Source organism: Halomonas sp. IOP_14 (assembly GCF_021021315.1).
Lineage (GTDB): Bacteria > Pseudomonadota > Gammaproteobacteria > Pseudomonadales > Halomonadaceae > Vreelandella > Vreelandella titanicae.
On record NZ_JAINWD010000021.1, the window covers coordinates 60,923 to 82,798 of the forward strand.

Below are 21,876 nucleotides of genomic sequence, written 5' to 3' on the forward strand. Positions count from 1 at the left end.
CCTGGGTTGGCGAAAGAGCTAATGAATAAGCGAAAAGACTATTCTATCAATCCTTACCTAACGGTGTCCGTGCGGCCGCCCAAATATCAACACGTTTGGCACCTGCCTCCAGCGCAGCGCGCCCTAATGCGTTGCCTGTGGATCCGGTGGTGACCACATCATCGATTATTAACAAATGCGCCGGGGGCGGTGATTCAAAGACAAAGGCACCCGCCAGGTTGGCAGCCCGTTGGCGGCGGTTCAACGTGCGCTGGGAGGGGGAATCCTTTATCCGTTTGGCCGACACCATTGGAATTCCAAGCTGGCGGCTGAGATGTTCGGCCAACCAGTGCGACTGGTTAAATCCTCGGGTGCACGCATGCGTGGTAGTCATAGGCACTGATAGAAGTGCGTTTCCCAGGTCTATCGGCGGGGTTAAGAGCATCAATTCAGCCAATAGCGTGCCCGCCCGCGGAGAAGCATGAAATTTAAAATCATGCACCAACTGTTTGATCGACCCTTGATACAACAGCCCCGCTTGGGTGGTCGAAAATGCCGGTGGGTCAACTAAGCAGTGCCCACACAAGCTTGTACCATGAGCAACTGGGTCACCGCATTGGCGACAGGCATGTAGGTTCCACGGCAGCTCGTACAAACAGGTTGCGCACCACCCTTGCCCTGCGGATGCCGGCGCCAAACAAAATGCGCAGTAGCCGGGCATGGCCTGCTTTACCCAATTACTACCCCACTGTAGCCACCCCTTTAATGCCATGCCCTCTCCTGACTGCCATATGCATTAATATCAAATCATTGATTGACTTCTATCACAAATTTGATAATATACGCCTCGTCTTAGCGGATGTGGTGGAATTGGTAGACACGCTAGATTTAGGTTCTAGTGCCGTAAGGTGTGGGAGTTCGAGTCTCCCCATCCGCACCAATTACTTGTTAGTTTTCAAGAAGTTAGCACAACCCCTCTTGTATTTTGAATAGCTTCCAAACAGCTTGATGTTAGCGCTACCTGGATAGCTTTTGGTCAGTATTCTTCGCAAAATACCTTATCTTCGTTTGAAAAATACCAATGGCTTAATGCCATTTTTTTGTGTGTCTGGTATTTGCTCAATACTACCTCTATCAAAGGCCGATTTGGCTGACTTACCCCCACTTTTCCGCTAGTCTCTATTCCTAAATAATGCTACCCAACCTCCCTCAATGGCTATCCTCAAAAGCCCGTGTCAGGGATTAACACCAATAACAATGAGAAGGATCTCATATAATGGAATGGCTCAACGATAATGCTCAGGCAATCTCGGCTGTAGCGAGCATTTGCACACTCTTTGTATGGGTATTTTACGCCCAGCTACTTTATAACGGCTATGTGCGACAGCGTCGCCCCCGCGTGATCATTAATCGCGGCAAGGGTATCGGCGTGGACTCCATCTGCTTAATTAGCAATATGAGCAGCGAAGCGATCTATGTTCAACACCTGGTAGCGGTACTGCATACCCAAAAGGGCAGTTACTCCCTTGACGTAGTGGAGTACCAGCAGCACGGTGGTGAACAGCAAACGGGTAGCCAACAGAAAGGTGAGCAACAAGAACCCAGCTACCGCACTCATCAAGGCCCGTTAGCTTCCGGGGATTATCTGAACATTCAATCGTTTGGTGATATTGTGAATCAGGTTAAAGATTATTGGGAAATCGATGATAATCTACTGCAAGAGCAGGATATTCAGCTTGAAATTCGCGTTATCGCTATTTATGGCTCCGAGGATATGCCGACAGGCGCGTCACGAACCTTTAACCTCGACCTTAACGCGCCACCCAATCACCAGCTTATCCCGGCGAGCGTCGATACGGATCGACTCAATAGCCGTGGCCAACGCAAGCGTGTGCTGGAGTGGGCAAAAGAGATTGAGACCCATAAAGCACGCTAAATAAACGCTATTGTTAAGCAGCGACGCCCCATTACCGAGACTATCGACGATGCATAAACTGTTAACCCTCTGCTGGCTTGGCCTACTCACTACGGTTTCGACGAATGTGTATGCCGAAGAGGAAGATAGTGACTTACCCGAGTGGGCGGAAGAGCGCATTGAGCCGTTTCGTGAAAGTGTAGGCAACTGGGTTGATAACACATCGCGCCGCATCGATGGATTCTTTGGCACTGACGACCATATGCAGGTCAACAACGAGTCCTATCTACGTTTCGGCCAAGAGATTGATTGGATGGAGGGGGATGGCACCCGCGGCGACACCACCCTTCGTTACCGTATTGACCTACCTACCTCAGAGGATCGCCTGCGACTGGTCATCGAGAGTGACCCGGAAGAGTCGCAAGGCACCCTAGAAGAGCAGGGCTCTGGGCGCCTTGCCAATGACCAGCGTGACCGTCGCAGCTCTACGCTCGGCCTGGATTGGTTAGAAAGCCGAGATAAACGCGAAAACTGGAGCAATCGAGTAGGTGCCGGTGTTCGCCTGCGCCTCCCTCTTGACCCCTACGTGCGTTTTACCAGCGAGCGCCTGTGGCAACTGGGTGAAGGGCCGTGGCAGCTTGAGTCAAATAACCGCGTCTCATGGTTCAACAATGAAGGCTACTCAGCGCGCACACGCTGGGATGTCGGCCGACCGTTGAGCAAACGCCGCCATTTACGCTTTATCTCGACAGTTCAGTGGCGCGAGGAAGAAGACAAACTGGAGTACAGTGAAGTTGCCGAAATCAATCACCGCATCAACCGCCGCAGTGCACTGCGCTACTCGGCTATCGCCATCGGCGAAAGTGTGTCCAATCCTCGCATGACTAATTACTACCTTCAGACGCGCTACCGCCGTGATCTTCATAAAGGTATTTTATTCGCCGATGTGATTCCGGAGCTACACTTCCAGCGCGATGTCAGCTACGACCCACGCTGGGCGATGACCCTGCGCCTTGAGATGTATTTTCAGCGCAAAATTAGCCACGACTACTTTTAAGCGTTATGTACAGATGAGTGAGTTCACACGTTCATCTACACACGCAACGCGGGCGGCCTTTTAGAGCCGCCCACCTATGCAACACGCCTTTGTCTTACCACGGCCAAGAAACTATAGCCGTAAACCGCCGTCACACTCGATGATGCGCCCAGAGAAGTAGTCGTTCTCCATAATAAAGGCAACGCTTTGGGCAATATTATCGGGCTCACCCAAACGCTTTAACGGCACGCTTGACGAGATACGCTCCAACATATCAGGACGCATCGCAGCGGTCATTTCGGTAGCCACAAACCCAGGCGCTACGGTGCCGGTACGAATACCATAGCGTGCCAACTCCTGGCTCCAAGTGACTGTCAACGCATGTACGCCCGCTTTTGCGGCAGCGTAATTGCTTTGCCCCATATTGCCTGCCCGGGAAATACTGGAGATATTGACGATCACGCCTTCATGTCCGGTTTCAATCATCTGAGTGGCGGCTTCGCGACCGCACAGGAAAACGCCAGTTAAATTGACATTAATAACGTTTTGCCAAGCCTCTAAGGACATGCGCTTTTCCACTTGCCCCTCTTTGGCTTTTACCAGCAGCGCATCCTGGGTAATGCCCGCATTATTGACACAACCGCTGATAGGCCCCATGCGTTGCGCGATATCGGCAAACGTCTGAGTCACGGAGGCTTCTTCGGCGACATTCACCACAAACGCCTGGGCATCGATACCTTCAGCGGCAAGTTGCGATACTGCCTGATCAAGCGCTTCAGCGCTCATATCCAATAGCGCCATGCGTGCACCCTGCCTGCCCAAGCGCAGCGCCATGGCATAACCCAACCCTCGCGCCCCACCCGTGACTGCAATGACTTTATCGGTAAGTACCATTCGTGACTCCTTACAAAAGATTAAACCAGCTTCATTGTGCATCGCAGCATAGAAGAATTATGGACATAAATCGAGCTACATCATCGCTGGAATACGTCATGTCAGCTGCTTGCTATTTATATTTATGTCACCATATTACGCATTTACGACTGTTATCGAGTCGCTTTTTCGGGAGTTAGCCATGCCTATTCTTATTTTTATATCACTTTTCACTCTACTGGATTTTGTGGTTCTGTTTTCGATTGGCAGCCAGATCGGCCTACTCACCACCCTACTTTTAGTGCTCGGCACAGGTTTTGCCGGGCTACATCTGATTCGTAAAGAGGGTGTATCCACCTTTGCGCGGGCACGCCAGCGCATGGAGGCTGGTGAACTCCCCTCCAGTGAGCTATTAACTGGCGCTGCACTTATCTTCGGCGGTGCCTTATTAATGGCCCCAGGCTTTTTGTCTGATGCAGTAGGCTTGGCATGCTTGATCCCCAGCGCGCGGCAATTGATGTTCAAAGCACTTACCTGGCTGGGGCTTAAAAAAGTTGCCGGACAACAGCAAGGCCCCAGCGCTTCATCAGCTCGGCCCAATGAATATCAAAACAGCCAGTCTTCACAACAGGATGGCCCGATTGAAGGTGATTTTATTAGTCGAGATGAGCCCCCACGCCGTCGCTGAGGTTTTCTTCGGAAGAAATTCAGCGGAAAAGCAATTTTTTTATTACTCGCCCCCTTGAAAGGCCATTCGCAGCCCCCATTTTTCATTCAGCACACAAATTCGGCAGCGATCGAGACGGTAGCTGCCATTAACAAAGAAGACCGTGAGGTCTTCACTTCTCGCGGGTTACTCCCTCGAGAACACTTTTAGGCTAACCGCCCTCACCAGGGCTTCAACCATACTCAGGAGAACGTGAATGAATATCCGTCCTTTGCACGATCGTGTCATCGTCCGTCGCGTTGAAGAAGAGCAAAAAACCGCAGGCGGCATCGTGCTTCCGGGCAATGCAGCAGAAAAACCGACACGCGGTGAAATACTCGCCGTCGGTAATGGTCGCATTCTGGAAAATGGCGATGTCCGTCCGCTAGACGTTAAGGTTGGCGATAACGTGATCTTTAAAGATGGCTATGGCGTCGAGAAGCAAAAAATCGACGGCGAAGAAGTCTTGATCATGAGCGAAGCCGATATTCTTGCCGTTGTTGAAGGCTAAGCATCGTTGCAGCTGGTACTTATTTAACCAGTGCTTCGACTATTTACTTTCACGTTTTTGCATTCAATATTAGGAAGTAGCAGATATGTCAGCTAAACAAGTTAAGTTCTCCGATGATGCTCGTAAACGCATGGCCCGCGGTGTCGACGTTCTCGCCAACGCGGTAAAAGTTACCCTCGGCCCGAAAGGCCGTAACGTAGTACTGGAAAAATCTTTCGGCTCCCCCACCGTTACTAAAGACGGTGTTTCTGTTGCCAAAGAGATCGAACTGAAAGACAAGTTCGAAAACATGGGCGCGCAAATGGTGAAAGAAGTCGCTTCACAGACTTCTGACGCTGCAGGCGATGGCACGACTACCGCTACTGTTCTGGCCCAGGCCATTATCGCTGAAGGCCTGAAAGGCGTGACGGCGGGCATGAACCCGATGGATCTTAAGCGCGGCATCGACCAAGCGGTCAACGCCGCGGTTAAAGAAATCAAAGCCATGTCGGTACCTTGCACCGATACCAAGTCGATTGCTCAGGTAGGCACTATCTCTGCAAACGGCGACAAACGCATCGGTGAAATCATCGCCGAAGCGATGGAAAAAGTCGGCAAAGAAGGCGTCATCACTGTTGATGAAGGCCGTGGCTTTGAAGACGAGCTGGAAGTCGTTGAAGGTATGCAGTTTGACCGCGGCTACCTCTCGCCCTACTTCGTTACCAACCAGGACACCATGACGGTTGAACTGGAAGATCCCTACATCCTGCTAGTGGATAAAAAGATCTCCAACATCCGTGAGCTGCTGCCGGTTCTCGAAGCTGTTGCCAAGCAAGGCAAGCCACTGGCCATCATCGCTGAAGATATCGAAGGCGAAGCCCTGGCAACGTTGGTTGTAAACAACATGCGCGGTATCGTTAAAGTAGCCGCTGCTAAAGCACCGGGCTTCGGCGACCGTCGTAAGTCCATGCTGCAGGATATCGCTATTCTGACTAACGGCACGGTCATTTCTGAAGAAGTCGGCCTGACGCTTGAGCAAGTCAACCTGGATCACCTGGGTACTGCTAAGCGCATGACGATGTCTAAAGAAAACACCACTATCATCGATGGTGCTGGTGCAGAAGGCGATATCGAAGCACGCGTTAGCCAGATCCGCGCGCAAATCGAAGACACCTCTTCTGACTACGACAAAGAGAAACTGCAAGAGCGCGTTGCCAAACTGGCAGGCGGTGTTGCCGTTATCCGCGTCGGTGCTGCCACCGAAGTAGAAATGAAAGAGAAGAAAGCCCGTGTTGAAGACGCTCTGCACTCTACTCGTGCAGCCGTTGAAGAAGGCGTGGTGCCAGGTGGCGGTACAGCACTGGTTCGCGTAATGGCCAAAGTACAGGGCCTTACTGGCGATAACGAAGACCAGAATCACGGTATCAACATGGCGCTACGCGCTATGCAGTCACCACTGCGTCAAATCGTTTCCAACGCTGGTGAAGAGCCTGCCGTTGTGATTAACCGTGTGAAAGATGGCGAAGGCAACTTCGGCTACAACGCACAAACCGGCGAGTACGGCGACCTGTTTGAAATGGGCGTCCTGGATCCAGCGAAAGTAACCCGTACTGCACTGCAGTCCGCTGGTTCTGTTGCTGGCCTGATGATCACCACTGAGTGCATGATCGCAGAAGACCCTGAAGAGAAAGACGCTGCACCTGATATGGGTGGCATGGGCGGAATGGGTGGTATGGGCGGCATGATGTAATGCACCCCTGAGCCCTTCGCTCTATCGACGGCTAGCATTTAGCTGTCAACAAGAACCCCGCCTTGTGCGGGGTTCTTGCGTTTTGAGGCGCCTACAGGCGTGAGGTTGTCGATAGCGTTTTGTCAGCCATTTCCAGGGCCGAACGTGCTACTATCTGGGCGATTTTTTTAAGCTACATTTTCACTACTGGGCACCAGCGCATGTTGCAGCATATCCGTATCGTACTCGTTCAGACCTTCCATCCCGGCAATATCGGCGCTGCCGCGCGAGCCATGAAAACCATGGGCCTGACCGAGCTGGTGCTGGTTAATCCGCGCCTATTCCCCGATGAAGAAGCGAATCGGCTAGCGGCGGGTGCCACTGATGTCCTGGAGAGTGCGCGGGTGGTTACCTCGCTGGAGGAAGCCGTTAACGACTGCGTGCAGGTCGTGGGTGCCAGTGCACGCTTGCGCAGCCTGCCCCTTCCCCACTTTGACGAACCTGATGAGATGGCAACAGACGTCATCCAGAACGCTCAAACGGCGCCGGTGGCACTGGTGTTTGGGCGTGAACGTTCGGGGCTGACTAACGATGAGATTCGCTGCTGCACGCATCAGGTCAGCATTCCTGCCAACCCTGATTACGGTATTCTGAATCTATCCCAGGCAGTACAGATACTCGCTTATGAAGTACATCGCGCCTGGCGTAAAGGTGATGGGAGCGGTTTTACTTATCAGCGCCCGCTGGAGGCAACGCCACCCAGCCGCGAACAGTTCTTACACTTTCAAGCGCATCTGGGCCGCTTAATGCAGGAAAGTGGCTTTTTAACCCAGCCACATGCCCGCACTGAAGAGCAGCTTCAAGCCCTATTCGCTCGCGCTCAGCCCAGCCGCAAAGAGCTTTCGCTTCTGCGTGGGCTATTAAGCGCGTTTGAAAGTCATCTGCCTAAATAGTGATAGAGTTAAAGCGACTAAAAAGGGACAACCAAGTTGTCCCTTTTTAGTTTGAAGATAAGGCTTTTAGAGCATCATTGCCGCTAGCCAGCCAAAGCCGACTAACGGAATGTTGTAGTGCAGAAACGTTGGCACCACGCTGTCCCACATATGATCGTGCTGACGGTCAACGTTAAGGCCTGAAGTGGGGCCCAGGGTAGAGTCAGAGGCAGGCGAGCCTGCATCACCCAACGCCGCTGCCGTACCCACCAGCACCACCGTGGCCATGGGAGAGAAGCCAAACTGTACCGCCAAGGGCACAAAGATGGCAGCAATAATGGGAATGGTTGAGAACGACGAGCCGATACCCAGGGTAATGAATAGCCCTACCAACAGCATCACCAGCGCCGCTAGCCCACGGTTATCGCCAAAGAGTGAAAAAGCTCCTGACACCAGGGCATCAATCTCTCCCGTGGTTTTCATGACTTCAGCAAAGCCCGCTGCGGAGATCATGATAAAACCGATCAGCGCCATCATGCGCATACCACTAGTAAATAGATCGTCTGCTTCGCGCCATTTAAAAATACCGCCCATTGAAAGCAGGCCAATCCCCACCAAGCCCCCCAAAATCATCGAGCCGCTATAAAGCTGGAGACCGAGCGCTGCGACAATAGCTATTCCAGACATCACAAGCCCCAGCCTATGAGGTTTAGCGGGCGTATGGCCTTCGGCAACGTTGGCGTTAGCGATATCTTCGGCCTGATACTCACGCGGGCGGCGGTAACTCCAAAATAGCGCAACGATTAGCCCCAGCGCCATCCCCCCTACCGGTACTGCCATGGCCAGCGGCACCATGCCACGGGTGATCTCTAAACCCAGCGGTTCCCCAGCGCTATTTAAGTTGGCCAAAAGAATATCGTTTAGAAAGATCGCCCCAAACCCTACCGGCAGCAGCATATAAGGGGCCGTTAAACCAAAGGTGAGCGCACAGGCCACCGCGCGTCGATCCAACTTTAAGCGGTTCATCACGGTTAATAGCGGCGGAATCAGCACCGGTATAAAGGCAATATGTACCGGGATAGCGTTCTGAGAAGAAATAGCCACCAACAACACAGCCGTTAGCAACAGCATTTTGACCCGCGTCTGCTGCGCAACGGTTGCCTCTTTTTTACCCAGCAGCGTAATCAAACGATTAGCCAGCATATCCGGTAGCCCAGAGCGAGAGATCGCCACAGCGAAGGCCCCCAAAGTGGCGTAGGCCAGCGCCACCTGGGCCCCGCCGCCCACGCCTGTATTAAAGGCTTCCAGAGTTTGTTCTAGTGACAACCCGCCCACTAAACCGCCGACTAAAGCGCCCACCACTAACGCAAATACCACCGAGACACGCGCCAGCGATAGCGCCACCATCACCAGCACCGCAAGAATTACTGCATTCATGAAAATCCTTAGAGCTATTGAGAGGTCATTAACGGCGAAGGGGGCGGATTTTAGCAGATTAATAGCATAAAACTAATACTGCCTTACTTACCTATTCCTAGCTTCTAAAAGCGCACAACGCATGCGATAGTGAGCTAACTGTTAGCCTGCCAACAAAGAGAACATCATGGCCTTCGTTCTTCGCCACTCACTGCTGCTGATTATATTGGGAAGCTTGGTTATTTCCACGGCCATGGGCTTACGCCATGGTTTCGGGCTCTTTATGGAGCCCCTCAGCAGCGAGCTCGGCTGGGGGCGTGGTGTATTTGCTTTTGCACTAGCCTTACAAAACCTGGTTTGGGGCTTATCGCAACCCTTTACCGGGGCGCTCGCGGATCGCTTCGGTGCGGCCAGGATTATCGTTGTTGGCGGCTTGCTGTATGCCTTGGGGCTGCTGTTTATGAGCCTCTCTACGTCAGAACTAGGCATGACGGTCAGCGCCGGGCTGTTGATTGGCCTTGGCCTCTCCGGTACCACATTCTCGGTTATTTTAGGTGCTGTGGGGCGCGCAGTGGCGCCTGAAAAACGCAGTATGGCCATGGGGATCGTTAGCGCAGCGGGCTCGTTTGGGCAATTTGCCATGCTGCCTGGCACTCTGGGTTTGCTCGAGTGGCTCGGCTGGGCCGCAGCGCTGATGGCGATGGCAGCTATCGCGACCATCATTCTGCCCCTGGGGGCAATGCTGCGCGACAAGCCCTCCGCCAAAACGGCATCCGATTTAAGCCTCAAAGATGCGCTCAACGAAGCAGCAGGCCAAAAAGGCTTCTGGCTACTCTGTTTAGGCTTTTTTGTCTGTGGCTTTCAGGTGGTGTTCATTGCCGTGCACCTCCCCGGCTACTTATTCGATAACGGCCTGGCGGTAAAGGTGGGTACGACGGTACTGGCCTTAGTGGGACTGTTTAATATTGTTGGCACTTATACCGCGGGTTGGATGGGCGGCATCTGGTCAAAACCCAAGCTGCTAACCTGGCTCTATTTGATTCGCGGCGTAGTGATTACGGCGTTTGTTTATTTGCCGTTAAGCCCAACCAGCGCTTACCTATTTGGTATCGTCATGGGGCTTCTATGGCTCTCTACCGTACCATTAACCAACGGCATTGTGGCTTCCGTGTTTGGTGTTCGTCACCTTTCCATGCTGGGCGGCATCGTATTTCTGTTTCACCAGTTAGGCTCTTTTATGGGTGTATGGCTGGGTGGCTATTTTTATGACCTTACTGGCAACTACAATACGGTCTGGCAAATTGCTATTGTGCTCTCGGTCGTCGCTGCTGCACTGCATTGGTTTATCAATGAAAAGCCGCTCGAGCGCTCGCAGTCAACAACGGTGATCCCATGACACGCAATAATTTACTCAAGGCCATGGTGGCAACTCTACTGTTTAGCTGTTTAATACTCGCATGGTGGGGCTGGCACAGGTTAGACCCATCGCTGCTGCTATTAGGTAGCCGGCTTTGTTAAATGCACTCACGCTCATCTTTATGCGCAGGATCAACTTTTTGGATACTCTTTCCTTCTACACTCTGGCATTAATGAGATAGTGCTTCAGCGCTGCTATCCCCCTGACTCGTGGAAAATTTAATGGATCTTGTGGTATCGCTCGCTCGCCAACTTAAAGATAGCCTGCGCGACCTTGCGCCGGTGGTATTGGTGATGGCATTTTTCCAGTTAGTGGTGATTCGCCAGCCACTGCCCGACTCTCTCGCCTTGATGGACCTGGCCTTAGGCCTAGTGTTTGTTGTTTTAGGTCTGACCCTTTTTATTAAAGGGCTTGAGCTGGGACTATTCCCATTGGGCGAAAACCTAGCGCGAGCATTCGTAAATAAAGGCTCAATAACATGGCTACTGGTGTTTTCTTTTGCACTGGGGCTTGGCTCTACCGTCGCCGAGCCAGCCTTGATCGCCATCGCTGCCCGAGCGGCTGAAGTTGTTGCCCAAGGCGGACTTATCGATAACAGCGTTAGTGCACAAAACAGCTTTGCCTTTGCGCTTCGCATGGTAGTGGCAGCGTCTGTGGGTTTAGCGGTAGTCATAGGCGTGGTACGCATTTTTAAAGGCTGGCCGCTACATTTCATGATTATTGCTGGCTACGTGCTAGTGCTGTTGTTAACCCTGCTCGCCCCCGCAGAGATGGTTGGCATTGCCTATGACTCTGGCGGTGTCACAACCTCTACCATCACGGTGCCGCTGGTGACAGCATTGAGCGTAGGCTTGGCGTCTTCAATCAAAGGCCGCAGCCCGATGCTCGATGGTTTTGGGCTGATTGCATTGGCATCAGTGATGCCGATTATTTTTGTGCTGATATTTGGCATTGTTGGCATTCACCTGATACCAGGAGTCGATCCATGACCCTTATCACCACTTTTTGGGGAACGCTGCTGGATATTTTGCCTATCGCTGCAATCGTTTTCGGCTTCCAATACTTGGTCATCCGCAAACCTGTAAAGCGTCTGCCGCAGGTCTTGGTTGGTTTTCTTATGGTTTGGGTGGGGCTGTCGTTTTTTTTAGTCGGCCTGGAACAAGCACTGTTTCCAATGGGTGAGTTAATGGCCACCCAGCTCACCAACCATGATTTTTTGCCAAGCTTAACCGAGGGAGCCCAGCGGCATTGGAGTGACTACTACTGGGTATATATCTTCGCCTTTGCTATTGGCGCCAGTACTACCATTGCCGAGCCATCGCTCATTGCAGTTTCGCTGAAAGCAGGAGAGATTTCCGGTGGCACGATTGATCCCTTGATGCTGCGCATTGCGGTTGCACTCGGTATGGCCTTTGGGATCACCCTAGGTACTTGGCGTATTGTGATGGGCTGGCCTTTACAGTGGTTCGTTTTCGCCGCTTACTTGCTGGTCATTGTTCAAACCCTGCGCTCGCCCAGATCCATCATTCCGCTGGCATTCGACTCGGGCGGCGTCACAACGTCAACTATTACCGTACCGATTATTGCTGCGTTAGGCTTAGGCCTTGCAACTGAAATCCCTGGGCGCAGCCCGGTAATGGATGGGTTCGGGATGATCGCGCTTGCCTGTTTATTCCCCATCATTACCGTGATGGGCTACGCCCAAATTGCTCAATGGCGAGCCACGCGGACACGCTCAGCAAATGACTTACCCTCTTGTAAAGCAAGTGGTTAGGAAAAGGAGATCACGATGCGCTTTAAACTGATAGTTGCCATGGTGGAAGACGAATTAACCGACTCTATTCTTGAAGCCGCTCGCCACGCGGGCTCTACCGGCGCCACGGTGATCAATAACGCCCGCGGGGAAGGGCTTAATAAAGCGCAAGGCATTTTTGGCATGGAGATTACCGCGCAGCGGGATATGCTTCTGTTCCTGGCAGAAGAGCACCGCAGCCGCCACATTCTCGAGGCGATCGCCCAAGTAGGCGAATTTGATGAGACCCCCGGTACAGGTATCGCCTTTCAATTGGACGTCGAAGACGCTGTGGGCGTTAAAAATCAGATCAAATCGCTTTCTGATTCTGCGGATCAAGCTTAGCTATATAGGGGATGCTAGTCTTGGGCTTCAGCACATGCGCCAGCGACGCCACTGGCGCAGCAACAGGCTGTGCTTGGGCGAGCAAAGCATCGCCACCACTAAAATGATACCCACCGTTACCAAACCCGCCACGATGGTAGGGAAGGAGAAGTCGCATTCTCTTGCGCTTCGGCACTGGGCGCTTCGGTACAGGCTAGTGCAGCGCTCAGCCATAGCGGTAGGCTCAAGGCCATACCCAGATTGCGCTTACTCATTGTCTCTCCTTTTTTGTACATGACCGATAAGTATATTGCAGCTCAACAAGAAAGCATTGTGCAAATAGTTTAGCCTAGGCTAACAATATTGCACAAAAATACGTTACTATCCCAGCGACTATCCAATGATTGTTCCCACTGCTTCCGATATAATTTACCAATGACTGATTCTAATCCGAACGCCTCATTGACTGCCCCAAGCATTCCTGGAGATGCCCTGCCCCCTGTGGAGCAGCATGCCCAGCAGTATGCAACGGTGCGAAATGCCCACGAAACCGAACTGATTGAAGACTACGTTGAGCTAATTGGCGACCTGCTGGCCCACCGCGGCGAAGCGCGCGCGGCGGACATTGCCAGCCGTATGGCGGTCAGCCAGGCGACGGTTTCAAAAATGATTCGGCGTTTAAATGAGCTGGAGTTGGTTACTAGCAAGCCATATCGCTCGCTGTTTCTAACCGAAGCGGGTCAAAAAATGGCGGAAACGTCACGCGCTCGCCACGATATCGTGCTGCACTTTTTACGCGCCCTTGGGGTGAGAGATGCGACTGCGCGTATTGACGCTGAAGGCATGGAGCACCATGTGAGCGACGAAACCCTCGCCATTATGCAGCGCTTTACCGAGCAGCAGCAAAACAGCTAACCCCACTACTCCTCATCAGTGGGAAAACGCAATTGATTCACCTGGGTGATGGCGCCGTTCCAAATCATTTCCAAATAAGTGGTTTGGATAATGTCAGCAACGCAGCTTGGTGTCATCAGCGCCCAGTAGTTACTAGTTTAATAAAAAGTATCTGCAAACACAGTTTTTTACTCTTATTGATCAACCTTCTGTTACCTTGACGGGCATCCCCAACCGCCCGATGCCCGGCAATTTCAAAGCGGGTCGCATAACATCGATACCAAAGCTCAAGCCCAGGAGGTTAAGTTCAATGCCCTCCTCAAGCGCCAACATAATGCCAACCACCCCACCCAAAGACAGCTGGTAACCGCTGCCACTGGGCGCAGCAGCAAAAACGCCATTGAAAATATAATCCTTACCAATAGCAGTTACCGGGAGCGTCACCTCAAAGCCTGGCACTTCGCGTATAACCCAGGCAATAAAGCTATTGCTGTTCGGGCCAGGCCACACTCGATAAAGCTCAGCTTGTGGGTAGTCAGCGGCGGCGGCCTCTATCTGCGGTATTATCTGTGCAGCCGCCTCGCCGCGATAGTCAGCCAACAGTGTAGGAGGACTGCCAAACCAGGCTCGATCAGGCGTGTCGATTGAAGACACCACCGTGGGACGCCGCCAGCTCAACACCTGATGCAGTCGGTAACTATCGGCGTTTTCAGTCTTGGTCGCAATCCAGATATGCTCGCCAAACGCTCCGCGCCAGTTATAAGCCCGGGCTGAATATACCTGAACGACGGCTTCAGCGTTCACCGCTGGATCAGGCGCTATGCCAGCAGATGACCGATCCAGCGACGACCAATGCCCATCGGTCGCCACCTGATTACTCGCCAATAGCCAAACAGGCCCCGCTAACAGCAACGCTAACAGCGCCACTAGACTATGAAGCCAACGCATTAGCATTTTTATCGCATTATCCGTAATTGGAGATTATCTGCTTATTACCGCGATAGCTCAATGGGTGCAAGTATAGATTCCAACGACTCCATGTGCTCTATAGAGTATGATCAACAGTACAGTAAGCTACTTTTCAGGCACCACTTGAAAAATTAAAGAAAAATTTATACCAAAAAAAACCCTCCAATATTTATGGAGGGTTTATATTTTATGAACCTGATACAGAGTCAACAACATTTCATTTTATTGATCAAGATCTCTCGGGCTTTGCAATACCTATTAGCAAGGCTAACTTATAAGTAGTTGAGTAAATCTTAAAGTAATAACACAACAAATATGCCAAAAACTTTCTAGAAAATGAGAGTCCTTTTCTACCAAAAATATTTAACTGTCTTCGTGGAGGAAAATAGCCTTTAAGAAGAATTAAAAAAAAGGTATTTTTAGAAGCATTATTTTTATTGCATACTTCCCCACCGATCACCCTTTTGCGTTTTTTTAGCATAGCTTTCATATCGGCACGAGCAGGATGATTTACAATAACGTCTGGAGCATACTCAATAGATATACCTTTATCTTTTGCTCGCCAGCCCCACTCATTATCGCCTCCTGACATTAATGTATCGTTAAAAAGCCCAACCGTCTCAAAGTGTTTCGCCAATGTAATCATATTGGCAGTTGCTGCTCCTCCAGTCTGAGCATATTTTTCCTGATCAAAGGCAAAAGCCTTCTCATAAATTTCGACTAGGGTGAGCTTATCAGACTTAAAAAAAAGCTCTATTTTACCTGCTATTCGCTCTACACCTTTATCAAAATGGTTAACAGCAGCTTCCAACCAGTAAGGATCCGGAATACAATCAGAATCAGTAAAAGCAATAATTTCACCTTTCGCCAATTTTAAAGCTGCATTTCTTGCAGCATATGATCCCGGCTTTCCCTCTTTAATGATACAGAAATTGTGAGGCAAAGAGAAATCAACAGGTGGTGTATCTTCTGGTGCATTATTTACGATAATAACTTCAAAATCATCCTGGGGAAATGTTTGGTTTTTCAAAGCATTAACACACAGCTTCAATCGAGCCCAATCATGATAAGTAGGCACAATTACTGAAGCTCTTGGGCTGCGAACCTTCGTAACCCCACCTGCATCCTCTATCGCACTTTTACATTTCACCGCTTTTTCAAATTCATAAATGAACATTTAGTTGCTCTCCCCGTAATTATTAAAAACCTGAAAAATTGACGTCTGATGCTCAAGCGAAGCTTTCAGGCTTGGGGTGATATATTCCAGATAATTTCGTGTCAGGTGGTGGGTATCAGACCACATCAATCTTTCATCAAAATATGCCGGACATAATCCCTCAACACAAATTAATTCGGTAAAGTCTATTGAGATAAACAGAGGTATTTCACCTACATACGCATCTGCAGGATTAACAGATAGCAACACCTCTTCAATAGGTCGAGCACATAGGCTTGCCTCATGACGGTTCTTCCAAACGCAATAGCTTGGATCACTTTCAAACCAAGGGTTATCTCTTATACCCATTACAGGAATACCTAAAGCAGATATTTCCTTCCATTTTTCCACATGTCCAGAAGGAACAAACTCAACAGGATTCCCTACTACTAATCTATTCTCACGGGGACGATTCGACCTCGTCGAGTTTGTTATAACAAGATCAGGGGACAGGTCACTTAAATAATCAACGATATTTTCATTCCATAACTTACAAGTATCATTACCTTCCACAATTTCATAGCCAAGGGAACAAGAATTCTTTATGATACTTACCACTTTAAATCCATATTCATTCCCTAGACTCGAGAAAAAAGGTTCCCACTGACCTATATGCGACCCGCCTACGAGTGCGACTACAATTCCTGAAGAGGTATCTCCAAAATCACAAGATGAAATTTTGGACTCTGTAATGACCGTAGCACAACCATTATCTCTGTCCATGGTCTCGCCTAAGTCATTAGAAATGGCGGTAACATACCAATAGTTCAAATTGGAAGCATCGTCTTGTATAGAAATCTCATCGCCCTCGAATGCAGATCTTTTAAAATCAACTTTTACATCATGCAGATTTTCAATATAGTATTTAGCACCCAACCCAAGCGTAACCGAAGGAATGAAAAATGAAAAACCTGCAATATAGGAGATCCAAACCCTAGACTTGGGTATTTTCCTAAAAGGCTTTTCAATCAACCAGGTCGTAATAATAGCCAGCAAAACTCCTAATACAACAATGGTCATACCTTTTACAACGCCTAAGTTTGTTGTTTCATAATAGTGCTGAAAAAAAACCAATATCGGCCAGTGCCAAAGGTAAATGGTAAAAGACATGGCACCCAACATGACAAGATATCGATTTGACAATAACCTATTCACCAGTGTACGTTTTTCAGATTCGTTTCCTGAAATGATGATAAAAGCAGCTGAAACAACAGGAAATAGCGCGACATATCCAGGGAAATTCCAGTCGCTAGGAAATGCTATACCGATGCTAAAGAGAATAAAAATACCTAGAAAAGAGATGATTGATGCCGTTTTTTTATTCAACTTAATATAAGGGATAAATATAGCAACCAAGGCACCGGCTAGAAACTCCCAGACTCTTCCTAAAGGATTAAAATAGGCTGTGTTAGGAGTAAAATGCGTAGAGACCAACGAGTAAACAAAAGAAATAAAAAAAACTATAGAAACTCCCAACATTAAAGGTATCAATGATTTCATTTTGTTTGAAATATACAATAGTGGCCCAATAAGCAAAGGGAGAAAGGCATAGAATTGCACTTGAATTGATAGTGCCCAATACTGTTGAAAAGGGCTTGCTGGATCTCCAATTTGTAAGTAATCAACCTCTCTTCTTATTAGCAATAAGTTTTCTAAATGTCCTGCGCTAAAAATAAATTCATGTATTGTAGCCACCCAGTAAACAGGTGGTACGAAAAAATAACTGAGAATAAAAGTCGTTAAGAGTACAACATAAGCGGATGGAGCCACCCGTTTAATAATTCCTCCCCAAAAATGAAAGGGCTTTATATTACCATCCCTTGCATACTGACGAAGCAACATTCCGGTCATTAGAAAACCAGATACAACGAAAAATACATCGACACCTCCAGATACCTTCTGAAACCAGATATGGAAAACAAGCACCAGTATCGCGCCGATGGCACGAACTCCTTGAATATCCTTACGATACTTGTTATCGAGAGTATAAACATCAAACGTTTTGTTCACTTCTATCCTCCTTAATAAATAGCAAAAACATTCAACACATCTACCCACAGATGCCCTTGAGGGCCTCCAGAGGAGAGTTTAAAGTCTGCGTAAAGGAGTTTTCGGCAAAAATAGATAATTTTCTTACTCATCAACGGGTATTTTCTAGAAAAACCAACCTCGAGTTAAATCAATTAGCTCCTAAGTAATCATTCATTAGTATTTTGATAAAATCATCTATGTGTTTCGTATTCGCTTGCTCACCATCTTCAGCATTAACCGTTAACACTGGTACTCCTCTTTTCTCAAATTCCCCGATCACTTTCTTTCTTTTTTTTTGAGCTTTTCTACAATATTCAGCAATTTCATATTCATGTTTATTTTTATAATATGGCAACAGGTTACCAGTCTTCCTATAACGCTTAAGAATGCGCTCCGCTATAATTTCTGGCCGAGCGGTCATATGCACAATAACCCTTTTTCCATCAGCTTACTAAATAAAGCTTTATCCTTTCCCCAATTATCACTAATTTCATATTTGAAGTGGTGAAAAAGGCCTTCGTCTATTAGCAAGACAGTCGGGATTTTTTTATCTTCAACATATTTATCTATTGCTCTTGGAGTAATAGCGTACTGGGAATACTTAAACCTTGATTTTTTATTCTCCAAACTTATTAACTTGTAATCTAAAATTCTTTTATAAGCACTATCGATGTTCGTATTACGTTGTAGTCTGGCAATCCACAATCTTGCACGAATCAAACCTTTAATTAACCTCTTTTCTTCCATATAATCTATCAGAGTACTCTTTCCCACCCCTGGACACCCTACAACTTCTATAAAAAGTGATTTATTTGCGTTCTCTATCTGATAATCAAAGACACCTTTCACAAAAAAATGTGCCTTATACTCAAAAGTACGCAGTCGACCTAACCAGTTTTTTGCGATGAATTCTAATTGTGTCATGGCTAATCACCTAATAAGGAAGATCTTGCATAGATTTATTATTATTCGCTGAGATATGCTGACGTCAGACAGGATAGTTAGTGTTAGCGACACAACAGTTCCCGCGAATCCTCTGAGAATTGCGCCGTTATTTAGATAGTTTACTTTATCACTTTAATTTCGAAAAAATCTCTGCAATAAAAAGAAGATACGATTTTTAACCACTTAGCACACGATCCCGTAATCTACAGTAATATGGCTGAGGTATTATTAGAGTCGCCAAAGTCATCCACTGGCGGGGCCGCATACTAAATAGTATTAATGAGCATATATCTTTCTTAATTGACCTTCCAACTATCTTTTTTTCAACCGCCCATGACAATATTTTACGATTAATGGCGGCATTTAGATAATGTTTTTCAAGCCACGATAGGTCAACTTCACATTCACTCTTTAAGTCTAAGCAAGGATGAATTTGAATCATATTATTTTTGTCGCTTACCACGCCACTATTATGAAGCAACCACATGCTCGTAACGGTGGGATCATAGTGAACCATTTTAAGACTGCATATAACTTTTAACCAAAAATAAACATCCCCAGCACGTCGGTATCGATCAACAGGAAAACCACCAAGGGTCATGAATGTATTTTTATGTATGCAAGCGCCGTTCATGTGAATGAAATCAGAACGTGAGAACGCTGCTAAAGCTTCCTGTCGACTCATGACTCCATTTTTTAAAGGTTCACTTCTCGGAATTACTATATTTCCTTCCATCTTCCGAAATGCATTTACAAAAAGATTAACAGATGGGTTTTCGGAAATAGCATTAGCAAACCTTGAAAGGTGGTCATACACAAGCAGGTCGTCGGCATCAAAAAAAACCAACCATTCAGCTGTTGCCTGCTGTGCTCCATAATTGCGTGCTGCGTAGCCGCCTGGGCCAGGCTTATCTCGCTGGAACAGTCGCAGCTTACCCTTGCGTTCCTCTTGTAATAAAATCTGGAGAGACCCATCTGTAGAGGCATCATCAACGACAATGATTTCAAAATTCTTAAAGGTCTGATTATAAAGACACGAGAGAGAGTCCAACAAAGTTGAAGCCTTGTTATGAACAGGCACTATGACAGAAAACTTATACATAAACTCACCTCGTCTTAAGCTATTAGCCAACTTTAGCCAAAAAACTATAAACTTTCACATTTATAAACTCTCAATGGAAGACATTGACTTTTAACCGGTGAATCAATGTATTCAATTTCAGGTGAAAACAAAAAACCTTCAACCAACCCAGCTGTTACAATACCAGCTTTTTTTAACTGTCTTCTTCGTAATAATTTTAATATCATATATAAATCTAAGCACATAATTTTTACTACGACATGAGCTGGACGATATTTTTTTGTGACAAATATTCTATTTCTTATTAAGTACTTATAATACTTAAGGCGCACCTCACTATTTTCAGAAATAATATTTAGCACTCCTTTCTCCTGCCGTAAATGCATCACTTTGCTGGCACCCACAACAAACCCGGGAACATCTTCCGTTATTCTTAATGTATATTCAGTATCCTCGCCCCATATGAACATATCGGAAATAGGCAAACCATACCTGTCAATGGTACCGCGGGGAACAAGAATAGATACAAAAGTTGCTCGATCAACGGAGACAACACCATATTGAGCAAATTTTGGCCAATCTTTATATCCAATATGATTAATTTTTTTGTTGATAGAAGGTGAATTAGTTACATAACCATTTTCTGTAAAAGCAGTAGAGATCAGGTAGGCTCTGTCAATACCATTTTCATCCAAGGTATTATCTGCTTCAATTAATCTTTGCAAGGCAAACGGCTCCGGAATGACATCATCGTCCATCATCCAGATATAATCAGCTCCTTCCTTATATGCGAGACGAAACCCAGCATTGAATCCACCTGCAGCACCTACATTCTGCGACAGCAAATACACTTTTAGATTCGGATAGTCCAATTCACTTAGCATTTCTTGTGTATTATCATCGCTAGCATTATCGACCACAATCACCTGGTCACAAATGCATGTTTGTGAATAAATGGCAGCTAAACATAGCTGTAGCAAATCCTGCCGATTGTAGGTGAGTATCACCGCGATCACCTTGCTCATAGTGTCCCCTGCATAATCATGCCCTTGAAAACTCAATACAGCGTTTAATTATTGGCTAACATATACATGCGATTAATACGGCAGCACCTGACCTTAGTTGCCATTTTAATATAATAAACATTTTTGTTTGGCATAAAGAGAAGCCTGGAATTTCGTGCATTCGTAAAATGCAAATGGAGAACATACACACTTTATGTCGCTAATTATTTAGGATTATGCTATTCCAGGCGCGATCCCTAAAGCATATCAAAGATGAGCATCATTATAATTTCCAAAGGCTCACCCTTTTCAAGCGACGCCGGATGCTTCTTGGAATGTTATTATAAAAAAATTTAACAAAAGCAATTGGAAAATAGTAGAAAGGAGCTTTAAGCTGTCGTAATTTTTTTAGACTAATTTTCAATGAATTAAATGTATAACTCAATCGATTTCCGACTTCAAAGCTCTGTCCTTCGTGAAGTCGTTTAACTGTTAGCGGTAAATCCACTTGGTAAAATATAAAACCTTTTCTCAGAGCGCGTACCCACAGGTCTATATCGACCTGTCTAAACAATGCTTCATCGTACCCTCCAACCTCATCAAAAAATCGTCGAGAGAACAATATAGAGCTATGATTTATTGGATTGTTAACATAAAAACTATCACACCCCATTGGTGTGACGGAGAATCCTCTACTAATAACTAACTCCCCTTCCCCTTCTCCATAAACGATCTGGCTAGCTGTTACGACAAGCTCCACATTTGGAAATAGGCTTATAGTGGCGACCTGCTGCGCCAATTTTTCGGGTAGCCATTGGTCGTCTGCGTCGATATTGGCCAGCCACGGATAACGAGTATGATTGACAGCAATGTTAAGCGCCCGCGCACGACCAACACCTTGCGTATCCACTAACTGAACCTGGACAGGGGCCATGTGACGTAACTTCTTGAGCACTTCCCAGGTATCATCGTCTGACCCATCGTTGACCACAACAACTTCTTTAGGTAGATAGGTTTGAGAAAAAACGGAAGAAAGACTTGATTCCAGGTATTTGGATCCATTTTTCACAGTCATAATGACAGAAATATCAATCTGATTCATTAGGCCACCTCCATGGCATCAGACA

General features: G+C 47.6%; 23 protein-coding genes and 1 tRNA gene. 12 read left to right on the plus strand and 12 right to left on the minus strand.

Features of this window, described 5'->3' with window-relative positions; genetic code table 11:
* Positions 1-46: 46 nt before the first annotated feature.
* Positions 47-751, minus strand: a complete 705-nt coding sequence (locus K7H09_RS14935) for a ComF family protein (RefSeq protein ID WP_027959278.1) — start codon at positions 749-751, stop codon at positions 47-49.
* A gap of 83 nt (positions 752-834) precedes the next feature.
* Here K7H09_RS14935 and K7H09_RS14940 point away from each other — a divergent pair.
* The 3 genes from K7H09_RS14940 (at position 835) to K7H09_RS14950 (ending at position 2,951) form a co-directional block, all read left to right on the plus strand.
* Positions 835-919: transfer RNA gene (locus tag K7H09_RS14940), tRNA-Leu, on the plus strand.
* A gap of 336 nt (positions 920-1,255) precedes the next feature.
* Positions 1,256-1,915 (plus strand): hypothetical protein, encoded by a 660-nt coding sequence (locus K7H09_RS14945; protein ID WP_027959277.1) that lies wholly within the window; start codon positions 1,256-1,258, stop codon positions 1,913-1,915.
* A gap of 49 nt (positions 1,916-1,964) precedes the next feature.
* Positions 1,965-2,951 carry a hypothetical protein gene (locus K7H09_RS14950; RefSeq protein WP_027959276.1) on the plus strand — a complete coding sequence of 329 codons (987 nt, stop codon included), beginning with the start codon at positions 1,965-1,967 and terminating at the stop codon, positions 2,949-2,951.
* A gap of 111 nt (positions 2,952-3,062) precedes the next feature.
* On the opposite strand, the gene K7H09_RS14955 is transcribed toward K7H09_RS14950, so the two are convergent.
* On the minus strand, positions 3,063-3,824 hold the full coding sequence (locus tag K7H09_RS14955) for an SDR family oxidoreductase (RefSeq protein ID WP_027959275.1): 762 nt from the start codon (positions 3,822-3,824) through the stop codon (positions 3,063-3,065).
* Positions 3,825-4,005: 181 nt separating this feature from the next.
* Between K7H09_RS14955 and K7H09_RS14960 the strand changes: the two genes are divergently transcribed.
* From K7H09_RS14960 to K7H09_RS14975, 4 genes are all read left to right on the plus strand, one after another.
* Positions 4,006-4,491 carry an FxsA family protein gene (locus K7H09_RS14960; RefSeq protein WP_039858336.1) on the plus strand — a complete coding sequence of 162 codons (486 nt, stop codon included), beginning with the start codon at positions 4,006-4,008 and terminating at the stop codon, positions 4,489-4,491.
* A gap of 235 nt (positions 4,492-4,726) precedes the next feature.
* Positions 4,727-5,020 carry a co-chaperone GroES gene (locus K7H09_RS14965; RefSeq protein WP_027959273.1) on the plus strand — a complete coding sequence of 98 codons (294 nt, stop codon included), beginning with the start codon at positions 4,727-4,729 and terminating at the stop codon, positions 5,018-5,020.
* Positions 5,021-5,105: 85 nt separating this feature from the next.
* Complete coding sequence (gene groL, locus K7H09_RS14970) at positions 5,106-6,749, plus strand: chaperonin GroEL (RefSeq protein WP_230805072.1); 1,644 nt, start codon at positions 5,106-5,108, stop codon at positions 6,747-6,749.
* A 200-nt stretch (positions 6,750-6,949) separates the two neighbouring features.
* Entirely contained in the window at positions 6,950-7,681 is a 732-nt protein-coding gene (locus K7H09_RS14975) for an RNA methyltransferase (RefSeq protein ID WP_027959272.1), read from the plus strand.
* A 66-nt stretch (positions 7,682-7,747) separates the two neighbouring features.
* Here K7H09_RS14975 and K7H09_RS14980 read toward each other — a convergent pair whose 3' ends face one another.
* Positions 7,748-9,097 carry a Na+/H+ antiporter family protein gene (locus K7H09_RS14980; protein ID WP_041158427.1) on the minus strand — a complete coding sequence of 450 codons (1,350 nt, stop codon included), beginning with the start codon at positions 9,095-9,097 and terminating at the stop codon, positions 7,748-7,750.
* Between the two features lie 166 nt (positions 9,098-9,263).
* Between K7H09_RS14980 and K7H09_RS14985 the strand changes: the two genes are divergently transcribed.
* From K7H09_RS14985 to K7H09_RS15000, 4 genes are all read left to right on the plus strand, one after another.
* Positions 9,264-10,472 carry an MFS transporter gene (locus K7H09_RS14985; protein WP_039858333.1) on the plus strand — a complete coding sequence of 403 codons (1,209 nt, stop codon included), beginning with the start codon at positions 9,264-9,266 and terminating at the stop codon, positions 10,470-10,472.
* 242 nt (positions 10,473-10,714) lie between these two features.
* Positions 10,715-11,482 (plus strand): DUF1538 domain-containing protein, encoded by a 768-nt coding sequence (locus tag K7H09_RS14990; RefSeq protein WP_230805074.1) that lies wholly within the window; start codon positions 10,715-10,717, stop codon positions 11,480-11,482.
* Entirely contained in the window at positions 11,479-12,267 is a 789-nt protein-coding gene (gene umpB / locus K7H09_RS14995; protein WP_009286562.1) for a Na,Li,K/H(+) antiporter subunit UmpB, read from the plus strand. Before K7H09_RS14990 ends, umpB begins: the two co-directional genes overlap by 4 nt.
* Positions 12,268-12,282: 15 nt before the next feature.
* Complete coding sequence (locus tag K7H09_RS15000; protein WP_027959268.1) at positions 12,283-12,630, plus strand: P-II family nitrogen regulator; 348 nt, start codon at positions 12,283-12,285, stop codon at positions 12,628-12,630.
* Between the two features lie 116 nt (positions 12,631-12,746).
* Here K7H09_RS15000 and K7H09_RS15005 read toward each other — a convergent pair whose 3' ends face one another.
* Entirely contained in the window at positions 12,747-12,884 is a 138-nt protein-coding gene (locus K7H09_RS15005; RefSeq protein WP_155705819.1) for a hypothetical protein, read from the minus strand.
* A gap of 160 nt (positions 12,885-13,044) precedes the next feature.
* Here K7H09_RS15005 and mntR point away from each other — a divergent pair, with 160 nt between their 5' ends.
* Positions 13,045-13,524 (plus strand): manganese-binding transcriptional regulator MntR, encoded by a 480-nt coding sequence (gene mntR / locus K7H09_RS15010; RefSeq protein ID WP_022523680.1) that lies wholly within the window; start codon positions 13,045-13,047, stop codon positions 13,522-13,524.
* A 180-nt stretch (positions 13,525-13,704) separates the two neighbouring features.
* On the opposite strand, the gene K7H09_RS15015 is transcribed toward mntR, so the two are convergent.
* The 8 genes from K7H09_RS15015 to K7H09_RS15050 form a co-directional block, all read right to left on the minus strand.
* Positions 13,705-14,463, minus strand: a complete 759-nt coding sequence (locus K7H09_RS15015) for a DUF3750 domain-containing protein (protein ID WP_009286560.1) — start codon at positions 14,461-14,463, stop codon at positions 13,705-13,707.
* A 238-nt stretch (positions 14,464-14,701) separates the two neighbouring features.
* Entirely contained in the window at positions 14,702-15,649 is a 948-nt protein-coding gene (locus K7H09_RS15020; RefSeq protein WP_230805078.1) for a glycosyltransferase, read from the minus strand.
* A complete protein-coding gene (locus K7H09_RS24555) occupies positions 15,650-17,698 on the minus strand; it encodes an acyltransferase family protein (RefSeq protein WP_041158423.1) in 2,049 nt (682 codons plus the stop codon).
* Positions 17,699-17,867: 169 nt separating this feature from the next.
* Entirely contained in the window at positions 17,868-18,140 is a 273-nt protein-coding gene (locus K7H09_RS15030; RefSeq protein WP_230805080.1) for a hypothetical protein, read from the minus strand.
* Entirely contained in the window at positions 18,137-18,643 is a 507-nt protein-coding gene (locus tag K7H09_RS15035; protein WP_230805082.1) for a hypothetical protein, read from the minus strand. The genes K7H09_RS15030 and K7H09_RS15035 overlap by 4 nt, the downstream gene beginning before the upstream one ends.
* A gap of 196 nt (positions 18,644-18,839) precedes the next feature.
* The gene (locus K7H09_RS15040) at positions 18,840-19,766 is read right to left on the minus strand and encodes a glycosyltransferase family A protein (RefSeq protein WP_230805084.1); all 927 of its coding nucleotides are present in this window, start codon (positions 19,764-19,766) and stop codon (positions 18,840-18,842) included.
* Between the two features lie 44 nt (positions 19,767-19,810).
* Positions 19,811-20,770 (minus strand): glycosyltransferase family 2 protein, encoded by a 960-nt coding sequence (locus K7H09_RS15045; protein ID WP_230805085.1) that lies wholly within the window; start codon positions 20,768-20,770, stop codon positions 19,811-19,813.
* A gap of 262 nt (positions 20,771-21,032) precedes the next feature.
* Positions 21,033-21,851, minus strand: coding sequence for a glycosyltransferase family 2 protein (locus K7H09_RS15050; RefSeq protein WP_027959262.1), 819 nt, complete (start codon positions 21,849-21,851; stop codon positions 21,033-21,035).
* Positions 21,852-21,876 lie beyond the last annotated feature (25 nt).

Bases quoted from the DNA above. Each gene is read 5' to 3' on its own strand.
- K7H09_RS14935 (WP_027959278.1), bottom strand. From the start codon at position 751: ATGGCATTAAAGGGGTGGCTACAGTGGGGTAGTAATTGGGTAAAGCAG.
- K7H09_RS14945 (WP_027959277.1), top strand. From the start codon at position 1,256: ATGGAATGGCTCAACGATAATGCTCAGGCAATCTCGGCTGTAGCGAGC.
- K7H09_RS14950 (WP_027959276.1), top strand. From the start codon at position 1,965: ATGCATAAACTGTTAACCCTCTGCTGGCTTGGCCTACTCACTACGGTT.
- K7H09_RS14955 (WP_027959275.1), bottom strand. From the start codon at position 3,824: ATGGTACTTACCGATAAAGTCATTGCAGTCACGGGTGGGGCGCGAGGG.
- K7H09_RS14960 (WP_039858336.1), top strand. From the start codon at position 4,006: ATGCCTATTCTTATTTTTATATCACTTTTCACTCTACTGGATTTTGTG.
- K7H09_RS14965 (WP_027959273.1), top strand. From the start codon at position 4,727: ATGAATATCCGTCCTTTGCACGATCGTGTCATCGTCCGTCGCGTTGAA.
- groL (WP_230805072.1), top strand. From the start codon at position 5,106: ATGTCAGCTAAACAAGTTAAGTTCTCCGATGATGCTCGTAAACGCATG.
- K7H09_RS14975 (WP_027959272.1), top strand. From the start codon at position 6,950: ATGTTGCAGCATATCCGTATCGTACTCGTTCAGACCTTCCATCCCGGC.
- K7H09_RS14980 (WP_041158427.1), bottom strand. From the start codon at position 9,097: ATGAATGCAGTAATTCTTGCGGTGCTGGTGATGGTGGCGCTATCGCTG.
- K7H09_RS14985 (WP_039858333.1), top strand. From the start codon at position 9,264: ATGGCCTTCGTTCTTCGCCACTCACTGCTGCTGATTATATTGGGAAGC.
- K7H09_RS14990 (WP_230805074.1), top strand. From the start codon at position 10,715: ATGGATCTTGTGGTATCGCTCGCTCGCCAACTTAAAGATAGCCTGCGC.
- umpB (WP_009286562.1), top strand. From the start codon at position 11,479: ATGACCCTTATCACCACTTTTTGGGGAACGCTGCTGGATATTTTGCCT.
- K7H09_RS15000 (WP_027959268.1), top strand. From the start codon at position 12,283: ATGCGCTTTAAACTGATAGTTGCCATGGTGGAAGACGAATTAACCGAC.
- K7H09_RS15005 (WP_155705819.1), bottom strand. From the start codon at position 12,884: ATGAGTAAGCGCAATCTGGGTATGGCCTTGAGCCTACCGCTATGGCTG.
- mntR (WP_022523680.1), top strand. From the start codon at position 13,045: ATGACTGATTCTAATCCGAACGCCTCATTGACTGCCCCAAGCATTCCT.
- K7H09_RS15020 (WP_230805078.1), bottom strand. From the start codon at position 15,649: ATGTTCATTTATGAATTTGAAAAAGCGGTGAAATGTAAAAGTGCGATA.
- K7H09_RS15030 (WP_230805080.1), bottom strand. From the start codon at position 18,140: ATGACCGCTCGGCCAGAAATTATAGCGGAGCGCATTCTTAAGCGTTAT.
- K7H09_RS15035 (WP_230805082.1), bottom strand. From the start codon at position 18,643: ATGACACAATTAGAATTCATCGCAAAAAACTGGTTAGGTCGACTGCGT.
- K7H09_RS15040 (WP_230805084.1), bottom strand. From the start codon at position 19,766: ATGTATAAGTTTTCTGTCATAGTGCCTGTTCATAACAAGGCTTCAACT.
- K7H09_RS15045 (WP_230805085.1), bottom strand. From the start codon at position 20,770: ATGAGCAAGGTGATCGCGGTGATACTCACCTACAATCGGCAGGATTTG.
- K7H09_RS15050 (WP_027959262.1), bottom strand. From the start codon at position 21,851: ATGAATCAGATTGATATTTCTGTCATTATGACTGTGAAAAATGGATCC.